Origin of the sequence: Kaistia geumhonensis (assembly GCF_030815145.1) — a bacterium.
Classification (GTDB): Bacteria; Pseudomonadota; Alphaproteobacteria; order Rhizobiales; family Kaistiaceae; genus Kaistia; species Kaistia geumhonensis.
In genome coordinates, this window is the sequence record NZ_JAUSWJ010000001.1 from 135,929 (window position 1) to 156,841 (window position 20,913).

Annotated in this window: 17 protein-coding genes and 1 pseudogene; 3 read left to right on the top strand and 15 right to left on the bottom strand. The window is 65.9% G+C overall.

Going from position 1 to position 20,913, the window contains the following annotated elements; all coding sequences use genetic code 11:
- Nucleotide 1 precedes the first annotated feature (1 nt).
- The 5 genes from trbJ to trbB are packed head-to-tail and all read right to left on the bottom strand — an operon-like array spanning nt 2 to nt 4,807.
- A complete protein-coding gene (trbJ, locus tag QO015_RS00700) occupies nt 2-763 on the bottom strand; it encodes a P-type conjugative transfer protein TrbJ (RefSeq protein WP_266282133.1) in 762 nt (253 codons plus the stop codon).
- Nucleotides 760-3,198 (bottom strand): conjugal transfer protein TrbE, encoded by a 2,439-nt coding sequence (gene trbE, locus QO015_RS00705; protein ID WP_266282530.1) that lies wholly within the window; start codon nt 3,196-3,198, stop codon nt 760-762. The genes trbJ and trbE overlap by 4 nt, the downstream gene beginning before the upstream one ends.
- A gap of 9 nt (nt 3,199-3,207) precedes the next feature.
- Nucleotides 3,208-3,489, bottom strand: coding sequence for a VirB3 family type IV secretion system protein (locus QO015_RS00710; protein ID WP_266282132.1), 282 nt, complete (start codon nt 3,487-3,489; stop codon nt 3,208-3,210).
- Nucleotides 3,489-3,821, bottom strand: coding sequence for a TrbC/VirB2 family type IV secretion system protein (locus tag QO015_RS00715; protein ID WP_035599872.1), 333 nt, complete (start codon nt 3,819-3,821; stop codon nt 3,489-3,491). The genes QO015_RS00710 and QO015_RS00715 overlap by 1 nt, the downstream gene beginning before the upstream one ends.
- Nucleotides 3,818-4,807, bottom strand: a complete 990-nt coding sequence (gene trbB / locus QO015_RS00720) for a P-type conjugative transfer ATPase TrbB (protein WP_266282130.1) — start codon at nt 4,805-4,807, stop codon at nt 3,818-3,820. The genes QO015_RS00715 and trbB overlap by 4 nt, the downstream gene beginning before the upstream one ends.
- Nucleotides 4,808-5,109: 302 nt before the next feature.
- Between trbB and QO015_RS00725 the strand changes: the two genes are divergently transcribed.
- The 3 genes from QO015_RS00725 to QO015_RS00735 are packed head-to-tail and all read left to right on the top strand — an operon-like array spanning nt 5,110 to nt 7,201.
- Nucleotides 5,110-5,352 (top strand): helix-turn-helix transcriptional regulator, encoded by a 243-nt coding sequence (locus QO015_RS00725; RefSeq protein WP_094472265.1) that lies wholly within the window; start codon nt 5,110-5,112, stop codon nt 5,350-5,352.
- The gene (locus QO015_RS00730; RefSeq protein WP_266282129.1) at nt 5,349-6,668 is read left to right on the top strand and encodes a type II toxin-antitoxin system HipA family toxin; all 1,320 of its coding nucleotides are present in this window, start codon (nt 5,349-5,351) and stop codon (nt 6,666-6,668) included. Before QO015_RS00725 ends, QO015_RS00730 begins: the two co-directional genes overlap by 4 nt.
- Entirely contained in the window at nt 6,665-7,201 is a 537-nt protein-coding gene (locus QO015_RS00735) for a gamma-glutamylcyclotransferase family protein (protein ID WP_209351227.1), read from the top strand. The genes QO015_RS00730 and QO015_RS00735 overlap by 4 nt, the downstream gene beginning before the upstream one ends.
- Nucleotides 7,202-7,219: 18 nt before the next feature.
- On the opposite strand, the gene QO015_RS00740 is transcribed toward QO015_RS00735, so the two are convergent.
- The 10 genes and pseudogenes from QO015_RS00740 to QO015_RS00785 all read right to left on the bottom strand — a co-directional run bounded on the left by QO015_RS00740 (nt 7,220) and on the right by QO015_RS00785 (nt 20,913).
- A complete protein-coding gene (locus QO015_RS00740) occupies nt 7,220-7,642 on the bottom strand; it encodes a CopG family transcriptional regulator (protein ID WP_094472262.1) in 423 nt (140 codons plus the stop codon).
- A 7-nt stretch (nt 7,643-7,649) separates the two neighbouring features.
- Nucleotides 7,650-9,638 carry a conjugal transfer protein TraG gene (locus tag QO015_RS00745; RefSeq protein WP_266282128.1) on the bottom strand — a complete coding sequence of 663 codons (1,989 nt, stop codon included), beginning with the start codon at nt 9,636-9,638 and terminating at the stop codon, nt 7,650-7,652.
- A gap of 29 nt (nt 9,639-9,667) precedes the next feature.
- Nucleotides 9,668-10,261 (bottom strand): annotated as a pseudogene (locus tag QO015_RS00750) (DUF3363 domain-containing protein); the annotation flags it as partial.
- A complete protein-coding gene (locus QO015_RS00755) occupies nt 10,221-10,598 on the bottom strand; it encodes a DUF8835 domain-containing pootine (protein WP_503128751.1) in 378 nt (125 codons plus the stop codon). The gene QO015_RS00755 and the pseudogene QO015_RS00750, both read right to left, overlap by 41 nt.
- On the bottom strand, nt 10,552-10,968 hold the full coding sequence (locus QO015_RS00760) for a hypothetical protein (protein ID WP_266282127.1): 417 nt from the start codon (nt 10,966-10,968) through the stop codon (nt 10,552-10,554). Before QO015_RS00760 ends, QO015_RS00755 begins: the two co-directional genes overlap by 47 nt.
- Nucleotides 10,969-11,073: 105 nt before the next feature.
- Nucleotides 11,074-13,218, bottom strand: a complete 2,145-nt coding sequence (locus tag QO015_RS00765) for a ParB/RepB/Spo0J family partition protein (RefSeq protein ID WP_266282126.1) — start codon at nt 13,216-13,218, stop codon at nt 11,074-11,076.
- A gap of 160 nt (nt 13,219-13,378) precedes the next feature.
- Complete coding sequence (locus QO015_RS00770; RefSeq protein ID WP_266282125.1) at nt 13,379-14,347, bottom strand: ArdC family protein; 969 nt, start codon at nt 14,345-14,347, stop codon at nt 13,379-13,381.
- A gap of 399 nt (nt 14,348-14,746) precedes the next feature.
- Nucleotides 14,747-17,899, bottom strand: a complete 3,153-nt coding sequence (locus tag QO015_RS00775) for a helicase-related protein (protein WP_266282124.1) — start codon at nt 17,897-17,899, stop codon at nt 14,747-14,749.
- Nucleotides 17,889-19,745 carry a phospholipase D family protein gene (locus QO015_RS00780; RefSeq protein WP_266282123.1) on the bottom strand — a complete coding sequence of 619 codons (1,857 nt, stop codon included), beginning with the start codon at nt 19,743-19,745 and terminating at the stop codon, nt 17,889-17,891. Before QO015_RS00780 ends, QO015_RS00775 begins: the two co-directional genes overlap by 11 nt.
- Nucleotides 19,735-20,913, bottom strand: coding sequence for a DUF6361 family protein (locus QO015_RS00785; RefSeq protein WP_266282122.1), 1,179 nt, complete (start codon nt 20,911-20,913; stop codon nt 19,735-19,737). The genes QO015_RS00780 and QO015_RS00785 overlap by 11 nt, the downstream gene beginning before the upstream one ends.

A 20,913-nucleotide genomic window follows, 5' to 3' on the forward strand; every position in this document is an offset into this window, starting at 1 on the left:
CTCAGTTGCCGTTCGGGAACATCCGGGCGTTGCCGGGCTGATAGCCGGAGCCGGGCGTCAGGAACCGGCGGCGCTGTTCACGGCCTTGTTCGGCGGCTGCGGCGCGCTCGGCATCGACAAGTGCCTGCGCCCGGCCGTTTGCAGCGACCTCGGCGACCAGGTCTGCGAGTTGTTGCGCCTGCAATGCGAGCAACTGGTTGCCAGCCTGGGTTGCCTGAAGCGCGCCGGTCGCACCCTGGCTCTGCCCGATCAGAGCCGCCATCTCGGCGCGGTTGGTGTCGATGTTGCCGACGACACCGGCCTGCACGCGCAGCGCGTCCTGAAGGCCGCCGACCGTGTTCTGCCAGCGCGATCGGGCATCGGAGACGAGCCTCTGATCCGAAGTCGACAGCGAGATGTTGCCGTACTGGCTTTGGAAGGCCTGATCGATCTGCTGCACGTCGAAGGCGATGCGCTGTGCCTGACCCAGCAGCGCTTGCGTGCGCTGCACCGATTGCTGGAGCTGCTGAAGGGAGGAATAGGGCAGGCTCGCGAGGTTGCGGGCCTGGTTGATCAGCATCTGCGCTTCGTTCTGGAGGCTCTGGATCTGGTTGTTGATCTGCTCGAGCGCCCGCGCGGCCGATAGGACATTTTGGACGTAGTTGGTCGGATCATAGACGATCCACTGCGCCGCTGCCGGGGTGACGAACACCGGCGAGAAGGCGACGGGCAGCGACAGGATGGTTGCGGCGAACAGCGCCGCGCGAGAGCGTCGGATCATCATGGCTTGGGCTCCAGGTTGGTGAGGTCGGGGATGAGATCGGCAGCCCATCCGACATCGCGGGCGCGCAGCCAGGCGGGCAGGAAGCCGTCGCGGCCATGCTCGGCGAGGATCGCCTCGATCGCGGCCTGATCGGTTTTCGAAGATGCCGCGCAGAGCGCGAGGGCGACTTCGGAGAGCCCCAGCTCGAACAGCCGGTTGCCGCGCCGCGACTGGCAGTAATAGTCGCGCTTGGGCGTGGCCTGGCTGAGGATTTCGATTTGCCGGTCGTTCAAGCCGAAGCGCCGGTAGATCGCGGTGATCTGCGGTTCGATCGCGCGTTCGTTCGGCAGCAACAGGCGGGTCTGGCAGCTTTCGATGATGGCCGGAGCGATCGCGCTCCCATCGATGTCGGCCAACGACTGCGTGGCGAAGACAACGGACGCGTTCTTCTTGCGCAGCGTCTTCAGCCATTCGCGCAGTTGCGCCGCGAAGCCCTCGTCGTCGAGCGCGAGCCAGCCTTCGTCGACAATCAGGAGCGTGGGCCGTCCATCCAAACGGTCGCCGATCCGATGGAAGAGATAGGCGAGGACCGCCGGCGCCGCGCCGCCGCCGATCAGCCCCTCGGTTTCAAAGGCCTGGACTGCAGCGTCCCCCAGCTGCTCGCCTTCGGCATCCAGCAGCCGTCCATAGGCACCGCCCACGCAATAGGGTCGCAGCGCCTGCTTGAGATCGTTCGACTGGAGAAGGACGGCGAGGCCCGTCAACGTGCGCTCCGGGATCGGTGCGGAGGCAAGCGAGGTCAGCGTGGTCCAGAGATGTTCCTTGACCTCCGGCGTGATCGTGACGCCCTCGCGGGCAAGGATCGCCGCGACCCAGTCTGCTGCCCAGGCACGCTCATGAGTCTCATGAATGCGGGCGAGCGGCTGAAGGGACACAGACGCCGTAGCGCCGTCCGTCAGGCTGCCACCGAGGTCGTGCCAATCGCCTCCCATCGCGAGCGCTGCCGCGCGGATCGAGCCGCCGAAGTCGAAGGCGAAGACTTGGGCGTCCGGATAGCGCCGGAACTGAAGCGCGATGAGCGCGAGCAACACAGACTTGCCCGCGCCTGTCGGTCCGACCACCAGCGTGTGGCCGACGTCGCCGACATGCAGCGAAAAGCGAAACGGCGTGCTGCCCTCCGTCTTGCCGTAAAGCAGTGGCGGCGCACCGAAATGTTCGTCCCGTTCCGGCCCGGCCCAGACCGCCGAGAGCGGAATCATGTGGGCGAGGTTCAGGGTGGAGATCGGTGGCTGCCGCACGTTGGCGTAGACGTGGCCGGGCAGCGACCCGAGCCAGGCATCGACGGCGTTGATGGTCTCGGACATCGCGGTGAAGTCGCGGCCCTGGATCACCTTTTCGACGAGGCGCAGCTTCTCGTCGGCGGTGCGCGGATCGGCGTCCCAGACGGTGACGGTGGCGGTCACATAGGCCTGACCGGCATAGTCCGCTCCTAGTTCCTGCAAGGCCATGTCGGCATCGGCCGCCTTGTTCGCAGCATCCGTGTCGACGAGCGCCGATGCCTCGTTGGTCATCACTTCCTTGAGGATCGCGGCGATGGATTTGCGCTTGGCGAACCACTGCCGCCGGATCCGCGTCAGCAGCTTCGTGGCGTCCGTCTTGTCGAGAAGGATCGCCCGCGTGGACCAGCGATAGGGAAAGGCAAGCCGGTTGAGATCGTCGAGAATTCCTGGGGTCGTCGCCGTCGGAAAGCCGTTGATCGTCAGCACGCGCAAATGGGCCGCGCCGAGCTGCGGCTCGAGGCCGCCGGTCAGCGGCTCGTCGGCGAGAAGCGCATCGAGGTAGATCGGCGTTTCGGGCACGCGGACGCGGTGGCGCTTCGTTGAGATGGTCGCGTGCAGGTAAGTCAGGGTCTCGGCGTCATCGAGCCAACGGCATTCCGGCATGAAGCCATCGACGAGCTGGAGGACACGGTTGGTGCGGTCAATGAAGGCCGCGAGGGCTTCATGGGGATCGACGCCGGACTGTTGGCGACCCTCGTAGAGCCAGAGTTCGGCCCGCGCGGCGTCCTCGGCGGGCGGGAGATACAGGAAAGTCAGGAAGTAGCTCGACTCGTAATGCGCGCCTGCTTCCTCGAAGTCAGCCTTGCGCTCCGCATCGACGAGGGCGGAGGCGGCGTCCGCGAAGCGGCTTGCCGGATAGGAGGCGGCTTCGTGACGCTGCGCTTCGACGAAGATCGCCCAGCCCGACCCCAAACGCCGGAAGGCGTTGTTGAGGCGACTGGCGACGGCCACCAGTTCGGCGGCCACAGCTGAGTCGAGATCGGGACCGCGAAAGCGCGCGGTGCGCTGGAAGCTGCCATCCTTGTTGAGCACGACGCCTTCGCCGACCAGCGCCGCCCAGGGCAGGAAATCAGCGAGGCGGGTTGCGGTGCGGCGGTATTCGGCGAGGTTCATCATGGCCACGCCTCAGACCGTGAGATGGCCCGGAATACGCAGATGCCGGCGGCCGACTTCGACAAAGAGCGGATCGCGCTTGGCTGCCCAGACGGCGGCGAAATGGCCGATCGCCCAGATGAGGAGACCGACCAGCCATAGCCTCAAGCCGAGACCGACAGCGCCGGCGAGTGTGCCGTTCATGATGGCGATGCTGCGCGGTGCGCCGCCCAGCAGGATGTGCTCGGTCAGCGCGCGGTGGACCGGAACCGAGAAGCCCGCGACCTCATCGGGATGATTCAGGAGGCCCGCCATCAGACGAGCGCCCCGCCGCCGAACGAGAAGAACGACAGGAAGAAGCTGGAGGCCGCGAAGGCGATCGACAGGCCGAAGACGATCTGGATGAGGCGCCGAAATCCTCCGCTCGTGTCGCCGAATGCCAGCGTCAGGCCGGTGACGATGATGATGATCACCGCGATGATCTTGGCGACTGGCCCCTCGATCGACTGGAGGATGGACTGCAGTGGCGCTTCCCAGGGCATCGAGGAGCCCGATGCATGGGCGGCGGGCGCCAGAAGAAAGCTCAGGGTCAACGCCGTGGCGGCGGTCGCGAGGCGCTGATGGCCGCGCGCGATATGTCGGATCATGCGGGTTCTCCTTGTGGGTCGGGAGGCTGGGTTGCGGGGGAAAGGCGGTAGTCGGTGTCCGTCCCGAGCCCTTCGACGCGGGCGAGTTCGGCAAGACGCCGCGCAGCGCCGCGGCCGGAGAGCACGGCCACCAGATCGATGGTCTCGGCGATGAGCGCCCGGGGGACGGTGACGACAGCTTCCTGGATGAGCTGCTCGAGGCGGCGCAGCGCGCCGAGTGCGGTGCCGGCGTGGATCGTGCCGATCCCGCCGGGATGGCCGGTGCCCCAGGCCTTCAGGAGATCGAGCGCCTCGGCCCCACGCACTTCACCGATCGGGATCCGATCCGGCCGCAGCCGCAGCGAGGAGCGCACCAGGTCTGACAGCGTCGCGACACCGTCCTTGGTGCGCATGGCGACGATGTTCTGCGCCCTGCATTGCAGCTCGCGGGTGTCTTCGATGACGATGACGCGGTCAGTAGTCTTCGCGACCTCGGCCAGCAGGGCGTTGGTCAGCGTGGTCTTGCCGGTGCTGGTTCCGCCGGCGACGAGGATGTTGGCGCGCGCTGCGACCGCCTGCCGGAGGATGACGGCCTGCTCCGCCGTCATGATGCCGGCGGCGACATAGTCGTCGAGCGTGAAGACGGCGACCGCGGGCTTGCGGATCGCGAAGACCGGTGCCGTTACGACCGGCGGCAGCAGGCCTTCGAAGCGCTCGCCGGTTTCGGGGAGCTCGGCCGAGACGCGCGGGCTACGGTCATGCACCTCGGCGCCGACATGATGGGCGACGAGGCGGATGATGCGTTCGCCATCGGCTGCCGAAAGTCGCTCTCCCGTATCGGACAGGCCGTCAGAGAGCCGGTCGATCCAGAGCCGCCCATCTGGGTTGAGCATGACCTCGACGATCGCGGGGTCTTCCAGGAATCGGGCGACCGCAGGCCCCAGCGCGGTGCGCAACATGCGTGCACCGCGGGAGGCTGCTTCCGATTGCTGATGGTTGACCGCCACGTCGTCCCCTTTCGCTTGCGGGCTCGCGCGACGCGCGACCCTGGATCGGGGATGAGTAAGAAAGGCAGGAATTGGGGCGTTGCAACAACGCTCAAGGGGTCATCGTACTGTGGCGAAGAAAGACAGGTGATCGGCGGACCGGCGTCGAGCCACGGCAGCGTCTGAGGCTTCCGATGAGTCCATTTTCCCGAGCGGGAATAATTCAGGTGCGGGAGCCACCCCCAAGCGCAGGCTTTCCCGAGCGGGAAATTCTGATAGACATTCTTCAGGAATCCATGATACTTTCCCGTTCGGTAAATATCATGGCCAGACGCAACCTCACCACCGCCGAGATCGGCGACATCGTCCGAACCACCCGCAAGGCCGCTGGCCTGCGGCAGGACGAGCTTGCGGGTGCAGCGGGCGTCGGCCTGCGCTTCATCGTCGATCTCGAGGCCGGCAAGCCGACCGCGCAGATCGGCAAGACGCTTCAGGTCCTGGCGGCGCTCGGATGCTCACTCGATATCACACCGCCGCCCGACACCAAAGGAGCGCGCAAGGCATGACGCGCACCCTCGATATCTGGTGGGACGGGCGCCTGGTAGGCCAGCTGACGCAGGACAAGCACGGTGAACTCGGCTTTGCCTACGCGCCGGAATGGCTGAGTGATGAGGCGACGCAGCCCTTGTCCGCCTCGCTGCCCAAGCGGGCGGAGCCGTTCACCCGTCGCGAGTGCCGCCCGTTTTTCGGCGGTCTTCTGCCGGAGGAAAGCCAGCGCGATGCCGCGGCTCAGGCACTTGGCGTGTCGCGCGCCAATGATTTCGCCCTTCTTGATCGCCTCGGCGGCGATGTGGCGGGCGCGCTCCAGCTTCTGCCGCCCGGCGAAGGTCCGGCCCCTCTTGTCCCCGATCAACGGCCAACCCCGATTGACGATGCAGGGTTGATCCGGGTTCTGGACGCGCTGCCCGTCCGCCCACTGCTCGCAGGCGAGGAAGGCCTCCGTCTCTCGCTCGCCGGCGCGCAATCGAAGGTGCCGGTGGTTCTGCTGGATGAAGCTGTGGCGTTGCCTGCGCCGGGCCAGCCGACGACGCATATTCTGAAGCCTCCGATATCGCGGTTTGCGGCCACGACCGAGAACGAGGCCTTCGTGATGCGTCTTGCCGCCGCCATTGGTCTCGATGTCGCGCCGGTGGAAGCGCGCACCGTCAAGGATCGAACATTTCTGCTGGTCCAGCGCTATGACCGCGCCACCGGCGACGATGGCTTCGTGCGCCGGATCCATCAGGAGGATTTCTGCCAAGCGCTCGGCGTGCCGCCGGAGACCAAGTACGCCAGCGAGGGCGGCCCTACGTTCAAGGATTGCTTCGCGCTGCTCCGCCGCGTTGCCGCAAGGCCCGCTGTGGATGTGCTGAAGCTCCTCGATGCCGTGATCTTCAATGTGATCGCCGGGAACGCCGACGCCCACGGCAAGAATTTCTCGATCCTCTATGACGCCGAAGGTCCACGCCTCGCCCCGCTCTACGACTTGCTGGCAACGGTTGCCTACCCCGATCTCTCGCCGAAATTCGCCATGAAGATTGGGAAACGGGCGACGCTTGCCGAACTGGACGCGAGGGGGTGGGCAGCGTTCGCGGCGGACGCGGGTGTCGGCCTGCCGCTGATACGCAGGCGGGTCGCGGAGATCAGCAAGGGCGTGATCGCGAGAACAGGCGAGGTTGCGGCCGATTTGGTCCGCCCTGGCTTCGATCGGACGTCGATCGAAAGTCTTGCCGCGATGGTCCGCGAACGAGCGGAGCGCTGCGCGCTGACGGTAGCGGAATCCGGCCGCTCGGCCAATCAACAGCGCGATGGAGGGAATGTCGAAGGGAGCAATGGCGAATGACATTTCTCTACTTCGCGTATGGCTCCAACATGTTGCCGGCCCGCCTGCTTGGCCGCTGCCCGTCTGCGAGGGTCGTAGGGACGGGAGTTGCACGCGCCTGGAGTCTTGCGTTTTCGAAGGCGAGTAAGGACGGCTCAGGAAAAGCGACCTTGGTGACCGACCCGAATTCGGCCGTGCCCGGAGTCATTTTCGAGATTGATCTGGCCGAACGAGAGCAGTTGGACCGGCACGAGGGGGTCGGCTATGGCTACCGGCGCGACGACACCTTCGCCATCGAGGGAAGCAGCGTTCCGGCGAGCAGCTATCTTGGCACCTCGTTGGACAACACATTGCGGCCTTTCGATTGGTACCTCGCGACCGTCATTGCCGGCGCGGAATATCATGGGCTGGATACAGCTCATGTCGCCGCACTGAGGGGCACGCGCTTCGTCGAGGATACTGAATTGGGTCGAAGGACTCGCGTCGAAGCCATTGAGGCGATGCGAGAGCATGGCATTGAGGATTACCGAACGCTTCTTGAACGCCTGGGATGAGCCGTTCCGAACGGTACCTTAGCCATCTTGTGCGTCCACCCCGCTGATATCGTCCGGAATCTCCCTCAAGAAGCTTTGCCCCTTCTGCAGGCGCCTCCCCAGCGTCTCGATGAAGCCTTCATAGCGTTCCCGCCCTTTGGCCTGTGCTGACGCCTGAGCATCGTTCGGCAAAGGCGGCGTGATCGTCAGCCAGAACCGGACGAACAGGGCGAGGGTTTCTGCGGTGACGCCGAGGTCGCGCTCGAGACGCTGGACCTGACGCGACAGCCGATCAAGGCGGCGCGCGAACGCGGCCTCGCGCTTGTCGGCGCCATCGGGTGACAGGAACGACGCAACCGCCGCTTCGACGATCGCGGAGCGGGAGAGCTTCTTGCGGTCGGCGAGATCGGCGATCTGGCGGAGCATCTCGGGCGGGAAATAGACGTTCATCCGGTCGCGCATGGCCGCCTCACAAATCGATGCCATCATTAGGATCGAGCGCCACCTGTCGCGCGACGCCGCGCATCTGCTGCCGCAGCGCCTGCCGCTGCCGCGCTGCGTCTTCCGGCTCATCGTCCAGCATGATGGAAAACTCGTCGGCCGCGGCAGGTCCGGTTGTTTCCTTGGCGATCGCGACATGGTCGGGCAGCTCCGGCTCGCGCCGCAGCCCGCCATTGGCGGCATCTTCCGCCTTGTCGAGCTGGGCCGCGAGGTCTGCGTCCGGCCGCTGCGGCTTCAACTCGGACCAGGCGTCCTTTCGGGTCGAACGCCCGCATTTCGCCGGGTCCGGCGATGGCAGGACGCGCTCCTTGAAGCGGCGATCCTCGAAGTAACGGGCCTTCTTGGCTCGGATGGGATGGACACCGGCGGCCATGACGATCTCGTCTGTCGCGGGCAGCTGCATCACCTCGCCGGGCGTGAGGAGCGGCCGCGCCGTCTCCGAGCGCGAGACCATCAGATGACCCAGCCAGGGGCTGAGCCGATGCCCGGCATAGTTCCGCATCGCCTTCATCTCGGTCGCGGTGCCGAGCGCGTCGCTGACGCGCTTGGCGGTGCGTTCGTCATTGGTGGCGAAGCTCACGCGCACATGGCAGTTGTCGAGGATCGCGTTATTCGGGCCATAGGCCTTCTCGATCTGGTTCAATGACTGGGCGATGAGGAATGACTTCAGGCCGTAACCCGCCATGAAGGCGAGCGCGCTCTCGAAGAAGTCGAGGCTGCCGAGCGCCGGGAACTCGTCGAGCATCATCAGCACGCGATGCCGCCGGTCTCGCGCATGCAGATCCTCGGTCAGGCGTCGGCCGATCTGGTTGAGCACGAGCCGGATCAACGGCTTCGTCCGGGAGATGTCGGATGGCGGAACCACGAGGTAGAGCGTTGCTGGCCTTTCATCGGCGATGAGGTCGGCGATCCGCCAGTCGCAGCGGCGCGTCACTTCCGCCACCACCGGGTCGCGATAGAGGCCCAAGAAGGACATGGCGGTGGACAGGACGCCTGAGCGCTCGTTGTCGCTCTTGTTGAGGAGTTCGCGCGCCGTCGACGCCACCACGGGATGAGGGCTGCCAGGGCCGAGATGCGGCGTGGTCATCATCGCCTTCAGCGTCGCCTCGATCGGGCGGCGCGGATCCGACAGGAAGGCGGCGACACCGGCGAGCGTCTTCTCCTCTTCCGCGTACAGCACATGCAGGATGGCGCCGACGAGCAAAGAATGGCTCGTCTTCTCCCAGTGATTGCGCTTGTCGAGTGAGCCCTCGGGGTCGACGAGCACGTCGGCGACGTTTTGCACGTCGCGGACTTCCCACTCGCCGCGACGCACTTCCAGAAGCGGGTTGTAAGCGGCCGACTTGGCGTTGGTGGGATCGAACAGCAGGACGCGGCCGTGCCTGGCGCGGAAGCCGGCGGTCAGCTGCCAGTTCTCGCCCTTGATGTCGTGGACGATAGCGGAGCCCGGCCAGGTGAGGAGCGTGGGAACGACGAGGCCGACACCCTTGCCCGATCGGGTCGGCGCGAAGCACAGGACATGCTCAGGCCCGTCGTGCCGGAGATAGGCGTCGCCGAGCTTGCCGAGGACGACGCCATCGGGTCCGAGCAGGCCCGCTGCCCTCACCTCCCGGAGTTCAGCCCAGCGGGCCGAGCCGTAGGTCTCGACGTTCTTCGCCTCACGGGCACGCCATACCGACATTGCGATGGCGACGGCGATGGAGATGAAGCCGCCTGAGGCGGCGATCACCGCGCCTTCGACAAAGATCGGAGGGGCATAGGCGTCGTAGAAATACCACCACCAGAAGAAGGCGGGGGGGTAGTAGACCGGCCAACCCGCCAGCTCGAACCAGGGCGTGCCGAGCTGCGCCTGAAAGCCAAGCCGCCAGGCAGTCCATTGGGTCGCGCCCCAGGTCGTGAGCAGCACGATGAGGAACACGGTGGTGATCTGGCCCCAGAGGATTTTCGTCGCAGACATCGGCGGCGGAGTCCTTTCTTCCTTGTTGGCTAGAGGGCGAGCCCGCGCTTGCGACCGAGGCCCCATTCGATGCCGCCGCCGTCCTTCACGGCGCCCGCGACATGCTGGCCGAGCTTGCGCTCGATCTCGCGGGACCAGGGCACGAGCTGGAAGCCGAGGCCGTTGTCGATCATCGCGAAGCGGCCGGAGGAGAGGTCGAGACGCTGGCGATAGGTGCCCGCGACCTGATCACCGGCGGTCGGTTTCATGTGCGCCAGACCGGTCTCGGCGGAGAGGCGCGCCCCGACCGCATCCAGTTCGCGCCGCCGCAGCGTGGCGAGGAGGTCGCGTTGCAGGATGATCCGCTGGCCTTGGCGGCGACCGAGGCCTTGGTCTGCGAGATGCTCAGCCCGCGCTTGCAGAGCGTCGCGCACCTCGCGGCCGAAGCCCCCCATCGACAGCGGTATAGGGTCCGCTTCCACCAGCCGATGGTCCAGCCAGGTGGCCCCCGGCGCCTTGATCTGCTGGCCGAGTTCGAGGTCTGACCGGCTCGCGAGAACAAGCGTCGGGCGCGGCTCATCGGCTCGGCCAAAGCGCCGAACCTCAACGATGCCGCCGATCGCAGGCGCATGCTCGAAGGCTTCGGCGGGCGGCGGATCTCGTATGCCTGTAGTCGCCCTCGAAGCAGGCCCCATCGCCCTGGCTCCAGAAGCCCGAAAACCAGATGCAGGGTTTCGAGCGGGTGCCGCCGCCGAACAGCCGGACGGAGCGCGTCCTGAGGCTGATGCCGAGGATCGCGCAGATACGTTCGAAGTCGTCATAGACGAACTCGAACCAGTCATAATCGAAGCCGCCCTCGCGGTACCATTGGCGCGCGGCGCCCTTCGCCGCCTCGGAAAGTTCGTCGAGGCGATAGACGATGGTTTCGATGATCTCAGGCATCGGAATCACCTCCATCCACCGTTGCGGCGAGCCAGCCATCGGTGTCGATCCATCCGACGGTCTCGCCCGTCCCGAGGTCGAGGACGTGCGCGCCGCCGCCAAACGCACCGAGCCGGGGCCGCGAGCAGGTATTGGCGTATTGGAAGCCCCAACGGCCTTTCAGGCTGAATTCCGCCGCGCAGAGTTTCACGAACTGGATCAGCCGTTCGGGATCGCCGGAGACGTCATCCCGTAACCAGAGCTGCGAGCCGCCGTGCTCCCGCTGGATGGAGAGAAGGAAGCCCTCCGACGGCGGTTCTTCTGACGCGCCAGCCTCGGACAAGGCATTGTAGAGATCGAGCGCACGCGCGGCATTTTGTGGCGTGCCGACGTCGAGCAGGCACGAGAAGTGCGTGAAATAGTCTGCCATGACAGTCTCCCACGAACATGGAAAAGCCCGGCGTGGCGACCGGGCTGATGGAACGGGCGTGTGAGGAAAGATGCGGGACCGCCGGAGCGGTCCCGCCTGGATCGGCTACTCGGCGGCAATGGCCGGGAGCGGCTCCGCATCCTCGTCCGAGGCTTCCTCGTCGCCAGACAGAAACGCCGGAAGATCCATGGAGCTTGCCTGAGCTTCGGGTTCGCCCGCTTCGGACGATGTGTGCGTCTCAGCGAGCCGCAGCGGCTCGGGGAGCCACCGGGCGTCGGCGAGAAGGCGTTCGGCTTCCTTGGCCATCTCAGCCTTCTTCAGATGCTCGATGAGCTGCGCCGCCCGGTCTCCCGCGCCCTCACGCACGGCCTCGACGATGCGACGCTTCGGCACCCGGCCGAGATAATTGTCGACCGAAGGACGCCATCCGGCCTCCACCATGTCGAGACCAGTCGCCCGCGCGAGCCGGTCGGCCTGGGTGAGACGGCGTTGGAGCCCGTGCTGGGACACGCCGTTCCCCCCGTAGGGGTTCGGCTTCTCGTAAAGTGCGTTGACGCCGAAGCTCACGCAATGAGCGAGCAGCGAGAGTCGGCTCGCATCGTCGAGTGCCGACAGCCAGTCCCAGAGCGCCCGATCGTCCTGCGGAAGATCGGCCTTCCAGGCGTCCTGACGCTCCGCGATCGCGCGTGCGGAGGGGCTGTCCTTGAGGTCGGCGGCCTGCGCTGGGAAGAAGACGTGCCGCACGGACGCTTCGAGGCATCCGCCCCCGGTGTTGGTGCGCTGGAACGTGTCGATGACGAGCTTGTGCAGCAGCGCCGTCAACGCGATCTGCGGGTTGCTCGCCACGGCGTCGCGCAGCGCAAGCGTGCGATGGGCGGTCAATTCGATCACCAGGCGCTCGGGCAACGGCTTGATCACGTCGTCCTCGTCGTCCTCGCTTTCTATCGGCTGCCCGCCGACCGTGATGACGGTGCGGGATGTGCCACTCGGTCCGGGTTCGCCGGCTTGGCCGCTGGTCGTCGCCGTAGCGCCATCGGTCTCGGCATCGGGCAGGACGAGGGGCGCCTCGTCGTCCGGGCGAACATAGCCGCGGTCGGCCACGGGCCTGCCGTCCGCGCCGATGCTCACGAAGACGCCTGCACGGGTGATGTCGCTCGGATCAAAGATCACCGGCCGGTTGTCGAGCCCGCCAAGTAGGGCCCCGATCTCGCCGAGCCGCGCATCGACCTCGTCGGGCAGTTCGTCCGCATCTTCATACTCGGCCTCGAGCCGTTGATACTCGGCGTTGAGTGCGTCGATCGTGGCCTGCTCGTCAGCCGATCGTTCGGCGGCGACGCCCTCGATCTGGCGCAGACCGTGGGTGTGACCGTAAGGGAAGTCGGTAGCGACCTCGATCCACTTCCAGCCTTCGGCCGCGATGGCCTCGGCCTCTGTCTTCAGCTTGGCGGCAACCAGGGCATCGAGCAGGGCGACATCGGCGAGCCAGCCGCCATCGTCCTGTTGGAAGAGATCGCGCAGGACCGTGCCGCCAGCGGCTTCATAGGCATCGAGCCCGACGAACATGGCGCGGCGGTCCGACGCGCGCACCGTCTTCTCGGTCAGCATCCGGCGGATCTGATAAGGCTCCTTGGACCAGGAGCCTGCGATCGTCTCCCAGACCTGTTCCTGCCTTTGATGGTCGGCGCTGACCGTGAAGGCCATCAGCTGCTCCAGTGTCATGCCGTCCTCGGCATAGATGTCGAGAAGCTTCGGTGAGACGCCGGCAAGGCGCAGACGCTGCTTCACCACATGGGCGGAGGTGAAGAAAGCCGCGGCGATGTCTTCCTCGGACTGTCCCTTGTCGCGCAGCGCCTGGAACGCCCGGAACTGATCTAGCGGGTGGAGCGGGGCACGCTGAAGGTTCTCCGCGAGGGAGTCGTCTTCGGCCAGGATCGGCGTCGCGGGATCGCGCACCACGCACGGCACGGGAGCAGTCTTGGCGAGGCGCTTCTGCTTCACCAGACGCTCGAGCGCCCGGTAGCGACGCCCGCCGGCCGGGATTTCGTACAGGCCGGTCTCTGCGCCGTCGGCATCGAGGACGGGCCGGACGTTGAGGCTCTGCAGGAGACCGCGGCGCGCGATGTCCTCGGCCAGTTCCTCGATCGAAATGCCGGCTTTGATGCGCCGGACGTTCGCCTGCGAGAGCGTGAGCTTGTTGAAGGGGATGTCGCGCGACGGCGACAGGGTGATCTTCTGAATGGCAGTGGCCATGACAGGTCTCCGCGACGGGCGGCCGGGAGCCTCTCTCCCGACCTCCAACCCGTCACGAAAATCGGCGCAGCCCTCTTCCTCTCATCGCTTCCGGAAAGCCGGAACGCCGTAGAGGCGGAAAGACGGGACTGCGCCGATGCTTGAAGTGGTAGCGAGTGGGTCAGGCCGCCTGGCGTGCGGCCTCGGGGGTGGTGGCAATTGCCTGACCCGGTTCGCCCGCATTTGGGGCGAAGGCCAGCAACCAGTCCGCTGCCTTGCTTGCCTGACTGGCTGCACGGACGATGGCGCGATTGTCCTCGCGCAGGACCTCTGCCCAGGATCCGACGTAGTCGGCGTGGCGGACGGTCGGGGCGATGCCGAGGGCGGCGCAGCAGAAGGCCGAGGCGATTTCGGCCACCAGCTCCTCGAACGCGTATTTCTTGGAGCCGAACGATCCTGTGAGATCGCGCGCCAGCCGATGGGCGGCGCCGCTGGCATGGGCGCATTCATGCAGCGCGGTGCGATGCCAGTTGATGGGCTCGAAGAAGGCCTGGGGCGGCGGCACCATTACGTAGTCAGGTGCCGGCGCGTAGTAAGCCCGGTCGCCGCCGATGCGAAAGTCGATCCCGCTCGCCCGGATCAGTGCGTCGACTGTGGGCTCGATCAGCCCGGGTTCGGGCGCCGGCACGGCGGCCACGAGGTCCTCAGGCAGGCCGTCACACTGAGCGACGTTGAAGACCGTGAACCGCTTCAGGAACGGGATCGCCTGTGCCTCGTCGCCGGTCTCTTGCGCACGACGGCGTTCATCGTCCGGCACGAAGCGGTCGGCATAGACGACGGTGGTGCCGCGCTCGCCCTTCCGGACATTGCCGCCGAGCGACAAGGCCTGGCGGAAGGTGAGCCAGCCCTGGCTCGGGAAGCCAAGAGAGATTACCGCGCCCCAGAGGATCAGCACATTGACGCCTGAGTAGCCGCGCCCGGTTGCGGCGTTGGTCGGCATGGCGAGTGGCGCCTTGGCCGCGGCCGTCCCCCAGGGCTGGACCCAGGGCAACCGTCCGGCCTCCAGTTCGGCTAGGATCTTGCCGGTGATTTCGTCATACAGGCTCGTCCGGTCGGCGCTCGGCCGGCCGCGTGGATCACGTTTCGACATCGCGGGTCTCCGCGACGGGCGCCGGAAGCCTCTCTCCCAGCCTTCAACCCGTCACGGAACACCCGGCCTGCACTCTCACTCTAGGGGGGGCGTTGCGGGGGGCTCCCCGCAGAAGGGGTCGGCAGAGACTTTGGCTCGGCCGCAGGGGAAGGCTTTCCCCTCGATTCCCATATTACGCCGCTGACAATACCAATCAGCGGGGTGTTGACTACAAATCTGCCGATCCTTCGGATGGCCTCTGACTCGCTGCTCTTGAAGAAAATGTGGTTTCCGACGGGATGGCCCAATGACGCGAGATGGGATTCAGACGTGCATCATCGCGTTCATGAAGCAGCCGAAGGCAGCATGGCGCGGAAATCGGTGGATAGTGTGCGATTGCGGGCAGCCGCTTTTGCTCGGTTATCGTCGTGATTTATCAGATAGGTCGGGCTCGAGGCGGATTTGCAAGTCGCTGAGCAGACTGGCTTCCATGCCCTCGCCCGCCAGATTTTGCAGGTAGTCAATTAGGTCGTCCTGGCGTGGCTGTCCGAATGCCAGACGATAAACGGTGAGACTGCGTTTCAGCCAGGCGAGACGCGCGACCTCCCGACTGAACGGCAACATCGGCACTCGCCGTTCGATCCGCACGGAACCTTCGTAGATCCAGTATGGGATGATATCACTGTCGATCGGCGCTTCGGATCGCGCGCGTTCAAACATCAACTTCCACGGATCGTCAGGAGCTTTCCCACTTCCCCGGACCACAGCAGCTTGGCGCTCGGCGAGGTTGAGGCGCACGGCGTGGCCCTTGAAGCGGTGGACGCGGCCTTCACGCTGTTCGAGGTCCACCGGATTGCCGGGCAGGTTCCAGTGATAGACGCGATAGCAATAGGGATGGAAATCCAGTCCCTCCTGGCCGACGGACGTGGTGGCGAGAATGAATGGCCGGAACGGCGAGTTGAACGCATCGCGCACGCCTCCGAGCCGCGCGACGGCACCGTCTTCGTCCTTGTAGTCGGCGAGCCGCATAGCGAAGCGCCCGCGCATCTGGAATTTGCTGATGGAGAGGGTCTCGCCATCGACATGCACGTCGTCGACGTCGATCTGCGACGGGCGGATAGCCAGGGCCTGGGCCATGGCGCGGGCGACACCCATCGCGCGCTCTTCGGGAGGGCGCGCGCCAAGGCCCTCGGCATCGACAAGGTAGTGGGCGTATTCGTCGAGGACGGCCTGGAGATTGTGTTCGGAGCAATAGACCAGCACGCGACGCCAGTAGTGATCGTCGGTATCCCGCCGTAGCAAGGCGACCGCATCATGCTGGTTGAACAGTGCCCGGAACGACCAGGCGACTTCAGCGGCGCCGCTGAGCAAACGTGGGTCGTCCCACGACAGCTCCGGTGCGATCCGCTTGAGGGCGCGAAGCGCGCAGACGGCTGGGCTGCCGAGCGCCACGTCAACCAGCAGATCCGAGAGATCGGCGGACGAAGCGCCGATGTCGTGTGCCTTCACCGCTGCCGCCAGCTCGGCGACATGATCCTGAAAGGCGTCTTCGCTCGCCAGGGCGCGCATGCCGTGGGGCGCCTCCAGCCAAACGCGGGATCGCGCGCCCAGCAGGTCATCGATCACTGCGGGAGCGGCCCACTCGGCGCTGTTGGCGTCCGGCTGCGACACCGCCCCTTTGCTCAGGGCCTCAACAGCGGGCTTGAGGCGATCGCTTATGGCGGCGCGCATACCCTCCTGCGACAAGGCAGTCTCGGTCTCACTGAAAACTGCGAGCGGATCGGCTAACTCGGCCAGAGCTGGCGATGGATAGATCAGCAGCAGCGCGCGCAGACCCACGAGCCGGCCCTGATCCTGTCGGAACTGCAAGGGGCGCAGACGATGCTGCTCGAAATAGCGCCTGCCGGATGCCCCGACTCCCATGCGGCGTTCAGCCTCGTAGGACAGCAGGGCCGCGACCGCATCGGGCACCATCGACCAGGACGAAAATATCAGCGCCTTGGTCAGCGGCGCGCCAGATCGTGCGTCGCCGTAGTAGGGCATGGCTGCGGGTATCCAGAGATTTTGCTCGAGGTTCTGGCCGAAGATGTCGTCCATGATTGCGCGCATGCGGCCATTGGCCGGCTTCAACGGCGCATAGGTGTTGATAGCCTCGTGATCGAGCATTGCCGGCCGCGCCGCCCGAATGGCGTCGCGGAGGGTCGCCGAAGGCGCCGCCGCTTCGCTCGTTAGAAGTTGCTTCAGGCTGTAGTGGCGCATGAAGTTGAGCAGGTAAGGTGCCGATTTCCAGTATTCTATGATTTCTGGGGCATCGAGCGTGCGCGCCACTTGCGACAAGGCCGATGCCTGCACGAGGTCGGCGGGCGCGATCGAGACCGTGATGGCGGGTTCGCTCATCATGGAGTCGCGCTCGACTGTGGATGCGACCCGCTCGGTTCGAGCAATCACTTTGCGCAGGCGCTGTTCGATAGCCTGGCGAGTTTCGACAGCAGAGGCATGCGACTGCGGCAGGGCATGTAGGAGACCACGAAAGGCGCGCATTTCCTGCGCCAGAGTGGCGGCTACCTCCGGACCGTTTTCGCGACCGTAGAGGAAACTCAAGGTCTCAAGAAAATCCTGATAGTGGTCGCCTTCGTCGGGCTCATCGCCGGCGAGCGTGAGCATCCGGTAGGGTGTGGCGGAGAGCAGCAGGGTGCGGGCGGCGTGCCCGTCCCCTCCAGAGTAGTCGAAAAGCTCGCGTGCGAGGATCGCCGCGTCGCTGTCGCCATGCAGCAGATCCCGGAACCGCTGGAACTCGTCCATGATGATGAGGTCGGGTTGGAGCGCATCGACGCAGGCGTGAGACAGCTTGGCGCGGAGCCGGGCGACCAGGCTGTTGCGGGGCTGTGTCATTTCTACGGGATAGGCGTCCCGGCGCCGCGGGAAGAGTTCGCAAACCCGTTCGAGTTCCTCGAAGAGATCGCGATCGGCCTGCACGTCGCGGCGCAACCGCTCGATGATGCGCTTGTCGACGCCTTCGAGGGTGAGATTGTCCACGGCGCGGTTCCAGCCCTCGACGCCAGCCGTGACTTGCAACAGGTTGTGCAGGCCGCGCGGGCGCGTAACGAGGTCACGCAGGAGATGGAGCAGCAAGGCGCGTTCCTGCGTCACGCCTGTCGATGAGCGCAGATCGAAGGTCGTGCCTGGCGTCAGGCTGATGAAGTTCACCTTGTTGGCGTCGAGGCCCGCCTGGTCGCGTAGTTGCAGAGGAACGAGCGTCATGCGGGTTGGCAGGGCCAGCTCGCGCCGCCCGAGGACGTTCAGCCGGTTGAGGTTCTGGGCGGCGATCGCCTGGTTCGAGCAGATGTAGAGGATGTCGATCCGCTTGGTGCTGTCCCACAGGTGTTCGATCATGCGGGCGATGACCCCGCGCGCCACCATCGTCTTGCCGAGGCCAACTTCGTCGGCGACCAGGAACTGGCGGACAGGATCGTTCTGGCCGTAGAGCCGATCGAAGACGTAGTCGACGGTCCGCCGCTGAAAGACCTTGAGAGGAGAGAGCGCCGCGTCGGCGCGAAACCGTTCATTCGGCATGCGCGGCATCCTGCGTGGCGAGTGCAATTCGGAATGTGTTCCAGAGAGCGCGGAACTCGGCCGGAACCGGATCGGTATCGTCACCGTCGCCGGTTTCCAGCCGTGTGATCAGTCGTTCGATGGCGCGAAGCTGATCCCCGCCCCGGCAGAAGGCCCGAACCATCTCCTCGAGGATGGGCGCGTCATCGCTTGCCACGCGCCAGGCGCCCTGACCCGCCCCGTCCTGCGCTGCAAGGGCGGCTGCGAAGGGATCGCCCAATTCGGAGAGGAGCAGACGGACATAGCGGAAGAAGGCGTCCTTGCTGTCGATCACCCAGCGCAGGATGGCTGCGTGACGCTCGGCCGGCAGTCCCTCCATCATGAGCCCGGTGCTGAACAGGATCGAGACGTCTTCCGTCTCGTCCGTCAGGTGACAAGCGAGGAATCGCGTGAGGTCGACTAACGGCATTGCGCCAAGGTCGGCGGGTTGTCCCTGCCGAAGCGGCTCCAGCACATCGCGTGCATGCCCTTCGCCCCGCGTGATCGGCCAAACACGCAAGACGCCGACCCCGGCAAGCGGAAGCTGTTCGGACGGGACCAGCCAGACCCGCCAGACTGGCGAGCCATCGGCGGCGGGCTCGCCGCGCTCGCAGCGGAGCGTGAGGCCGCTGCGGCAAATCTCGCGCCGGGCCTGGTCCAAACGCGCCTCGGCGGCTCGTTGTGCGACATCGGCGGCGCTCGTCTCGTCGCGGACGAACGGCCGCGTCAGCCGGCCGAATCCTTTGTCGCCAAGGATTTCCTCGACGCTTCCGACCCGCGACCGCTTGCCGGTCAGGGTCGTGAAGATCTCGACATTGCTGCCGGTCAGCAAAGCCGGCCGCGTCGCGTTTCCTGAGCCGACCGTGATCTCAGTGTCCCAGCCGCGTTCGGCGATGAACGCTTTGGCATGGAGCCCTTGCAGGGCCGCTGCGTCTTCTTCCTCACCATCTTCCGTGGCCGCCATCTCGTCGAGCACGGCCACGCGGGCAAAGCCATCGAGCGTGGCCCCGGGCACCTGGGCGAGTTCGTCGGATCGCCCGATGAAGATGGGTTTTTCGGCGCTGGCCAGGCCGGCGAGCATCGACAAGGTTTGATCGTCGCAGAAGGGCGACACGACGCCCAGCCGAACGCAGGGTTCCGGGCGCCATGGCTTTCCGCCGAGGCCGTTCACCGCGAAGGAGACGCTCTGGAACGGTTCCGGCAGGCTCCATTCGGCGCGGCGCATGTCTTCGGCCAGGTCATCGACAAGCGTCTTCGTTCCGTCGGGAACACCTACGGTCGCGAGGTCGGGGAGCTGGCGAAGGAAGTCGGCGACCGGGCGATTGACTGCTTTGGGCTGCCTGGTGATCACGCCGTCGAGGGTGGCGGCGATGTCCCACGAGCGGTCGCGCGTCAGGTTTCGGGAGAGAATGAGCAGACGCAGGCGGACCGGGTCTTCGGGCCGTAGTGGAGTGAAGCGCAGCGCCCACATTTTGGGGTGGAAGGCCCCGCCTTGGGGGGCAGCGACCTCGACGATGATGCGTTCGAGTAGCGAGCAAAGGCGGGAATGCGGCCGGGCGCTCGCCTGGATATGGCCAGCGTCGGTGAAGATGACGAGGCGGCCGGCGATGCGCTCGGCACCCTCGAGCAGTGCCAGAGGATGAGCGAGAATGTCGTCCCGGTTCTCGGCAGCGAAGAGCACCAGACTGACCGGGACGGCGAGCGCGGTCTCGAAGTCGAGCGAGAACGTCGTGGCGACCGCCGCGTCGAAGACATATCCCGCCGGCGGCTGAAGATTCGCGCCGTAGAGCGTTCGCTGTTCGGGGTCGAGGCTGCGTCTATTCAGCATGGGCGAGATCCCGCAGATGGGATTTGGCCTGTGCCCAGCGGAAGCTGAGGCGATCAGCGCCCGATGCGCCGGTCCAACGGTCGCGGACAGCGTGATTGGCGTAGCGTGATTGGCTGGTCTTGAGCCGGCGTTCGCGTTCTTCGATCAGCCGCCGCGCCGCAGGCGCCGAGATCAGCTGCGCCGTCTCGGTCAGAACCAGATCGCGCCACTCGCTCACGAACCGTTTTGCGGCGGGTCGGACAGCATGCGCCGGATGCTCTACGACATACCAGAAGTCATCGAGCGACCACGCTCGGACCGCGCCGGCGTCGAGTTCGTCGCTCCACGCTTCGAGCCGACCGCGATATTCGTCGATCCAGTCGTCGCGCTGCCGCAGCTCGCTGAGCGCGAGGTTGTAGAGAAGCGCGGCACCGTGCATCACTTGCGAGAAGATTTCGCCATGCCGCACGAGGCGGCGCGCGGCGGATGGGAACGCCGACAGATGGGGATGCGTCCAGATATAGTCGCAGTCCGCGTCGATCCCTTCGCGGGCGAGCATCGTGAGCAGCGCGGTGGGCTGGCTGGCGACCAGACGGTCGATGAGGAATTGCGCCTCATCTGTGGTCAGGCGGAAGACAGCGCGCTCGAGCAGGTCGCCGGGCATCGGCGGCAAGGCCGGATTCCAGACGCTAAGTGCCTCGGCATCGGCTAGGGCGTCTTCGCCGCTGGATGCTCTCCGCGAACGGCCGCGGCCTCGCAAGGCGACGAATAGGCTGTCGAGCGAGCCAGGAAAAACCCGGATGCCCCACGCGCCCAGCCCGGCCCAATAGACGGAACTCGGCAATCGCTGGAGCCGTGGTCCTGCATCTCGGCCGATGATGCCGTTAGACTCACCGCCCGCTTTCAGGGCGTCGGCAAGCCGGATCTCAGTGTCGCGTGCTTCGATGCGAAGCTGCGCCTCGGGGGCTTCGCGCTTTTCCAGCTCTCGATAGAGCCAGGGAATGAACAGCATGTATCGCAGGCGTGTCTGGATCGTGCTCGTACCTGGAAAGAGATGATCGGCGATGGAATCGCGGATCGCTCCCAGCCCCAGCTCATCGCGGGTCTCGCGCTCCTGAAAGAGCGCCATGATGCGCTGCGCCCGTTGCCGCTCGGCTTCATCGAAATCGATCCAAGCTAGAGACGACAT

What these genes read in the sequence shown, in the direction of transcription:
- QO015_RS00760 (WP_266282127.1), bottom strand. Translation starts at nt 10,968, where the DNA reads ATGGCAGACTATTTCACGCACTTCTCGTGCCTGCTCGACGTCGGCACG.
- QO015_RS00710 (WP_266282132.1), bottom strand. Translation starts at nt 3,489, where the DNA reads ATGGCGGGCCTCCTGAATCATCCCGATGAGGTCGCGGGCTTCTCGGTT.
- QO015_RS00740 (WP_094472262.1), bottom strand. Translation starts at nt 7,642, where the DNA reads ATGCGCGACCGGATGAACGTCTATTTCCCGCCCGAGATGCTCCGCCAG.
- QO015_RS00725 (WP_094472265.1), top strand. Translation starts at nt 5,110, where the DNA reads ATGGCCAGACGCAACCTCACCACCGCCGAGATCGGCGACATCGTCCGA.
- QO015_RS00770 (WP_266282125.1), bottom strand. Translation starts at nt 14,347, where the DNA reads ATGTCGAAACGTGATCCACGCGGCCGGCCGAGCGCCGACCGGACGAGC.
- QO015_RS00765 (WP_266282126.1), bottom strand. Translation starts at nt 13,218, where the DNA reads ATGGCCACTGCCATTCAGAAGATCACCCTGTCGCCGTCGCGCGACATC.
- trbE (WP_266282530.1), bottom strand. Translation starts at nt 3,198, where the DNA reads ATGATGAACCTCGCCGAATACCGCCGCACCGCAACCCGCCTCGCTGAT.
- QO015_RS00730 (WP_266282129.1), top strand. Translation starts at nt 5,349, where the DNA reads ATGACGCGCACCCTCGATATCTGGTGGGACGGGCGCCTGGTAGGCCAG.
- trbJ (WP_266282133.1), bottom strand. Translation starts at nt 763, where the DNA reads ATGATGATCCGACGCTCTCGCGCGGCGCTGTTCGCCGCAACCATCCTG.
- QO015_RS00735 (WP_209351227.1), top strand. Translation starts at nt 6,665, where the DNA reads ATGACATTTCTCTACTTCGCGTATGGCTCCAACATGTTGCCGGCCCGC.
- QO015_RS00715 (WP_035599872.1), bottom strand. Translation starts at nt 3,821, where the DNA reads ATGATCCGACATATCGCGCGCGGCCATCAGCGCCTCGCGACCGCCGCC.
- QO015_RS00780 (WP_266282123.1), bottom strand. Translation starts at nt 19,745, where the DNA reads ATGCTGAATAGACGCAGCCTCGACCCCGAACAGCGAACGCTCTACGGC.
- QO015_RS00745 (WP_266282128.1), bottom strand. Translation starts at nt 9,638, where the DNA reads ATGTCTGCGACGAAAATCCTCTGGGGCCAGATCACCACCGTGTTCCTC.
- QO015_RS00785 (WP_266282122.1), bottom strand. Translation starts at nt 20,913, where the DNA reads ATGTCGTCTCTAGCTTGGATCGATTTCGATGAAGCCGAGCGGCAACGG.
- QO015_RS00775 (WP_266282124.1), bottom strand. Translation starts at nt 17,899, where the DNA reads ATGCCGAATGAACGGTTTCGCGCCGACGCGGCGCTCTCTCCTCTCAAG.
- QO015_RS00755 (WP_503128751.1), bottom strand. Translation starts at nt 10,598, where the DNA reads ATGGCTGGCTCGCCGCAACGGTGGATGGAGGTGATTCCGATGCCTGAG.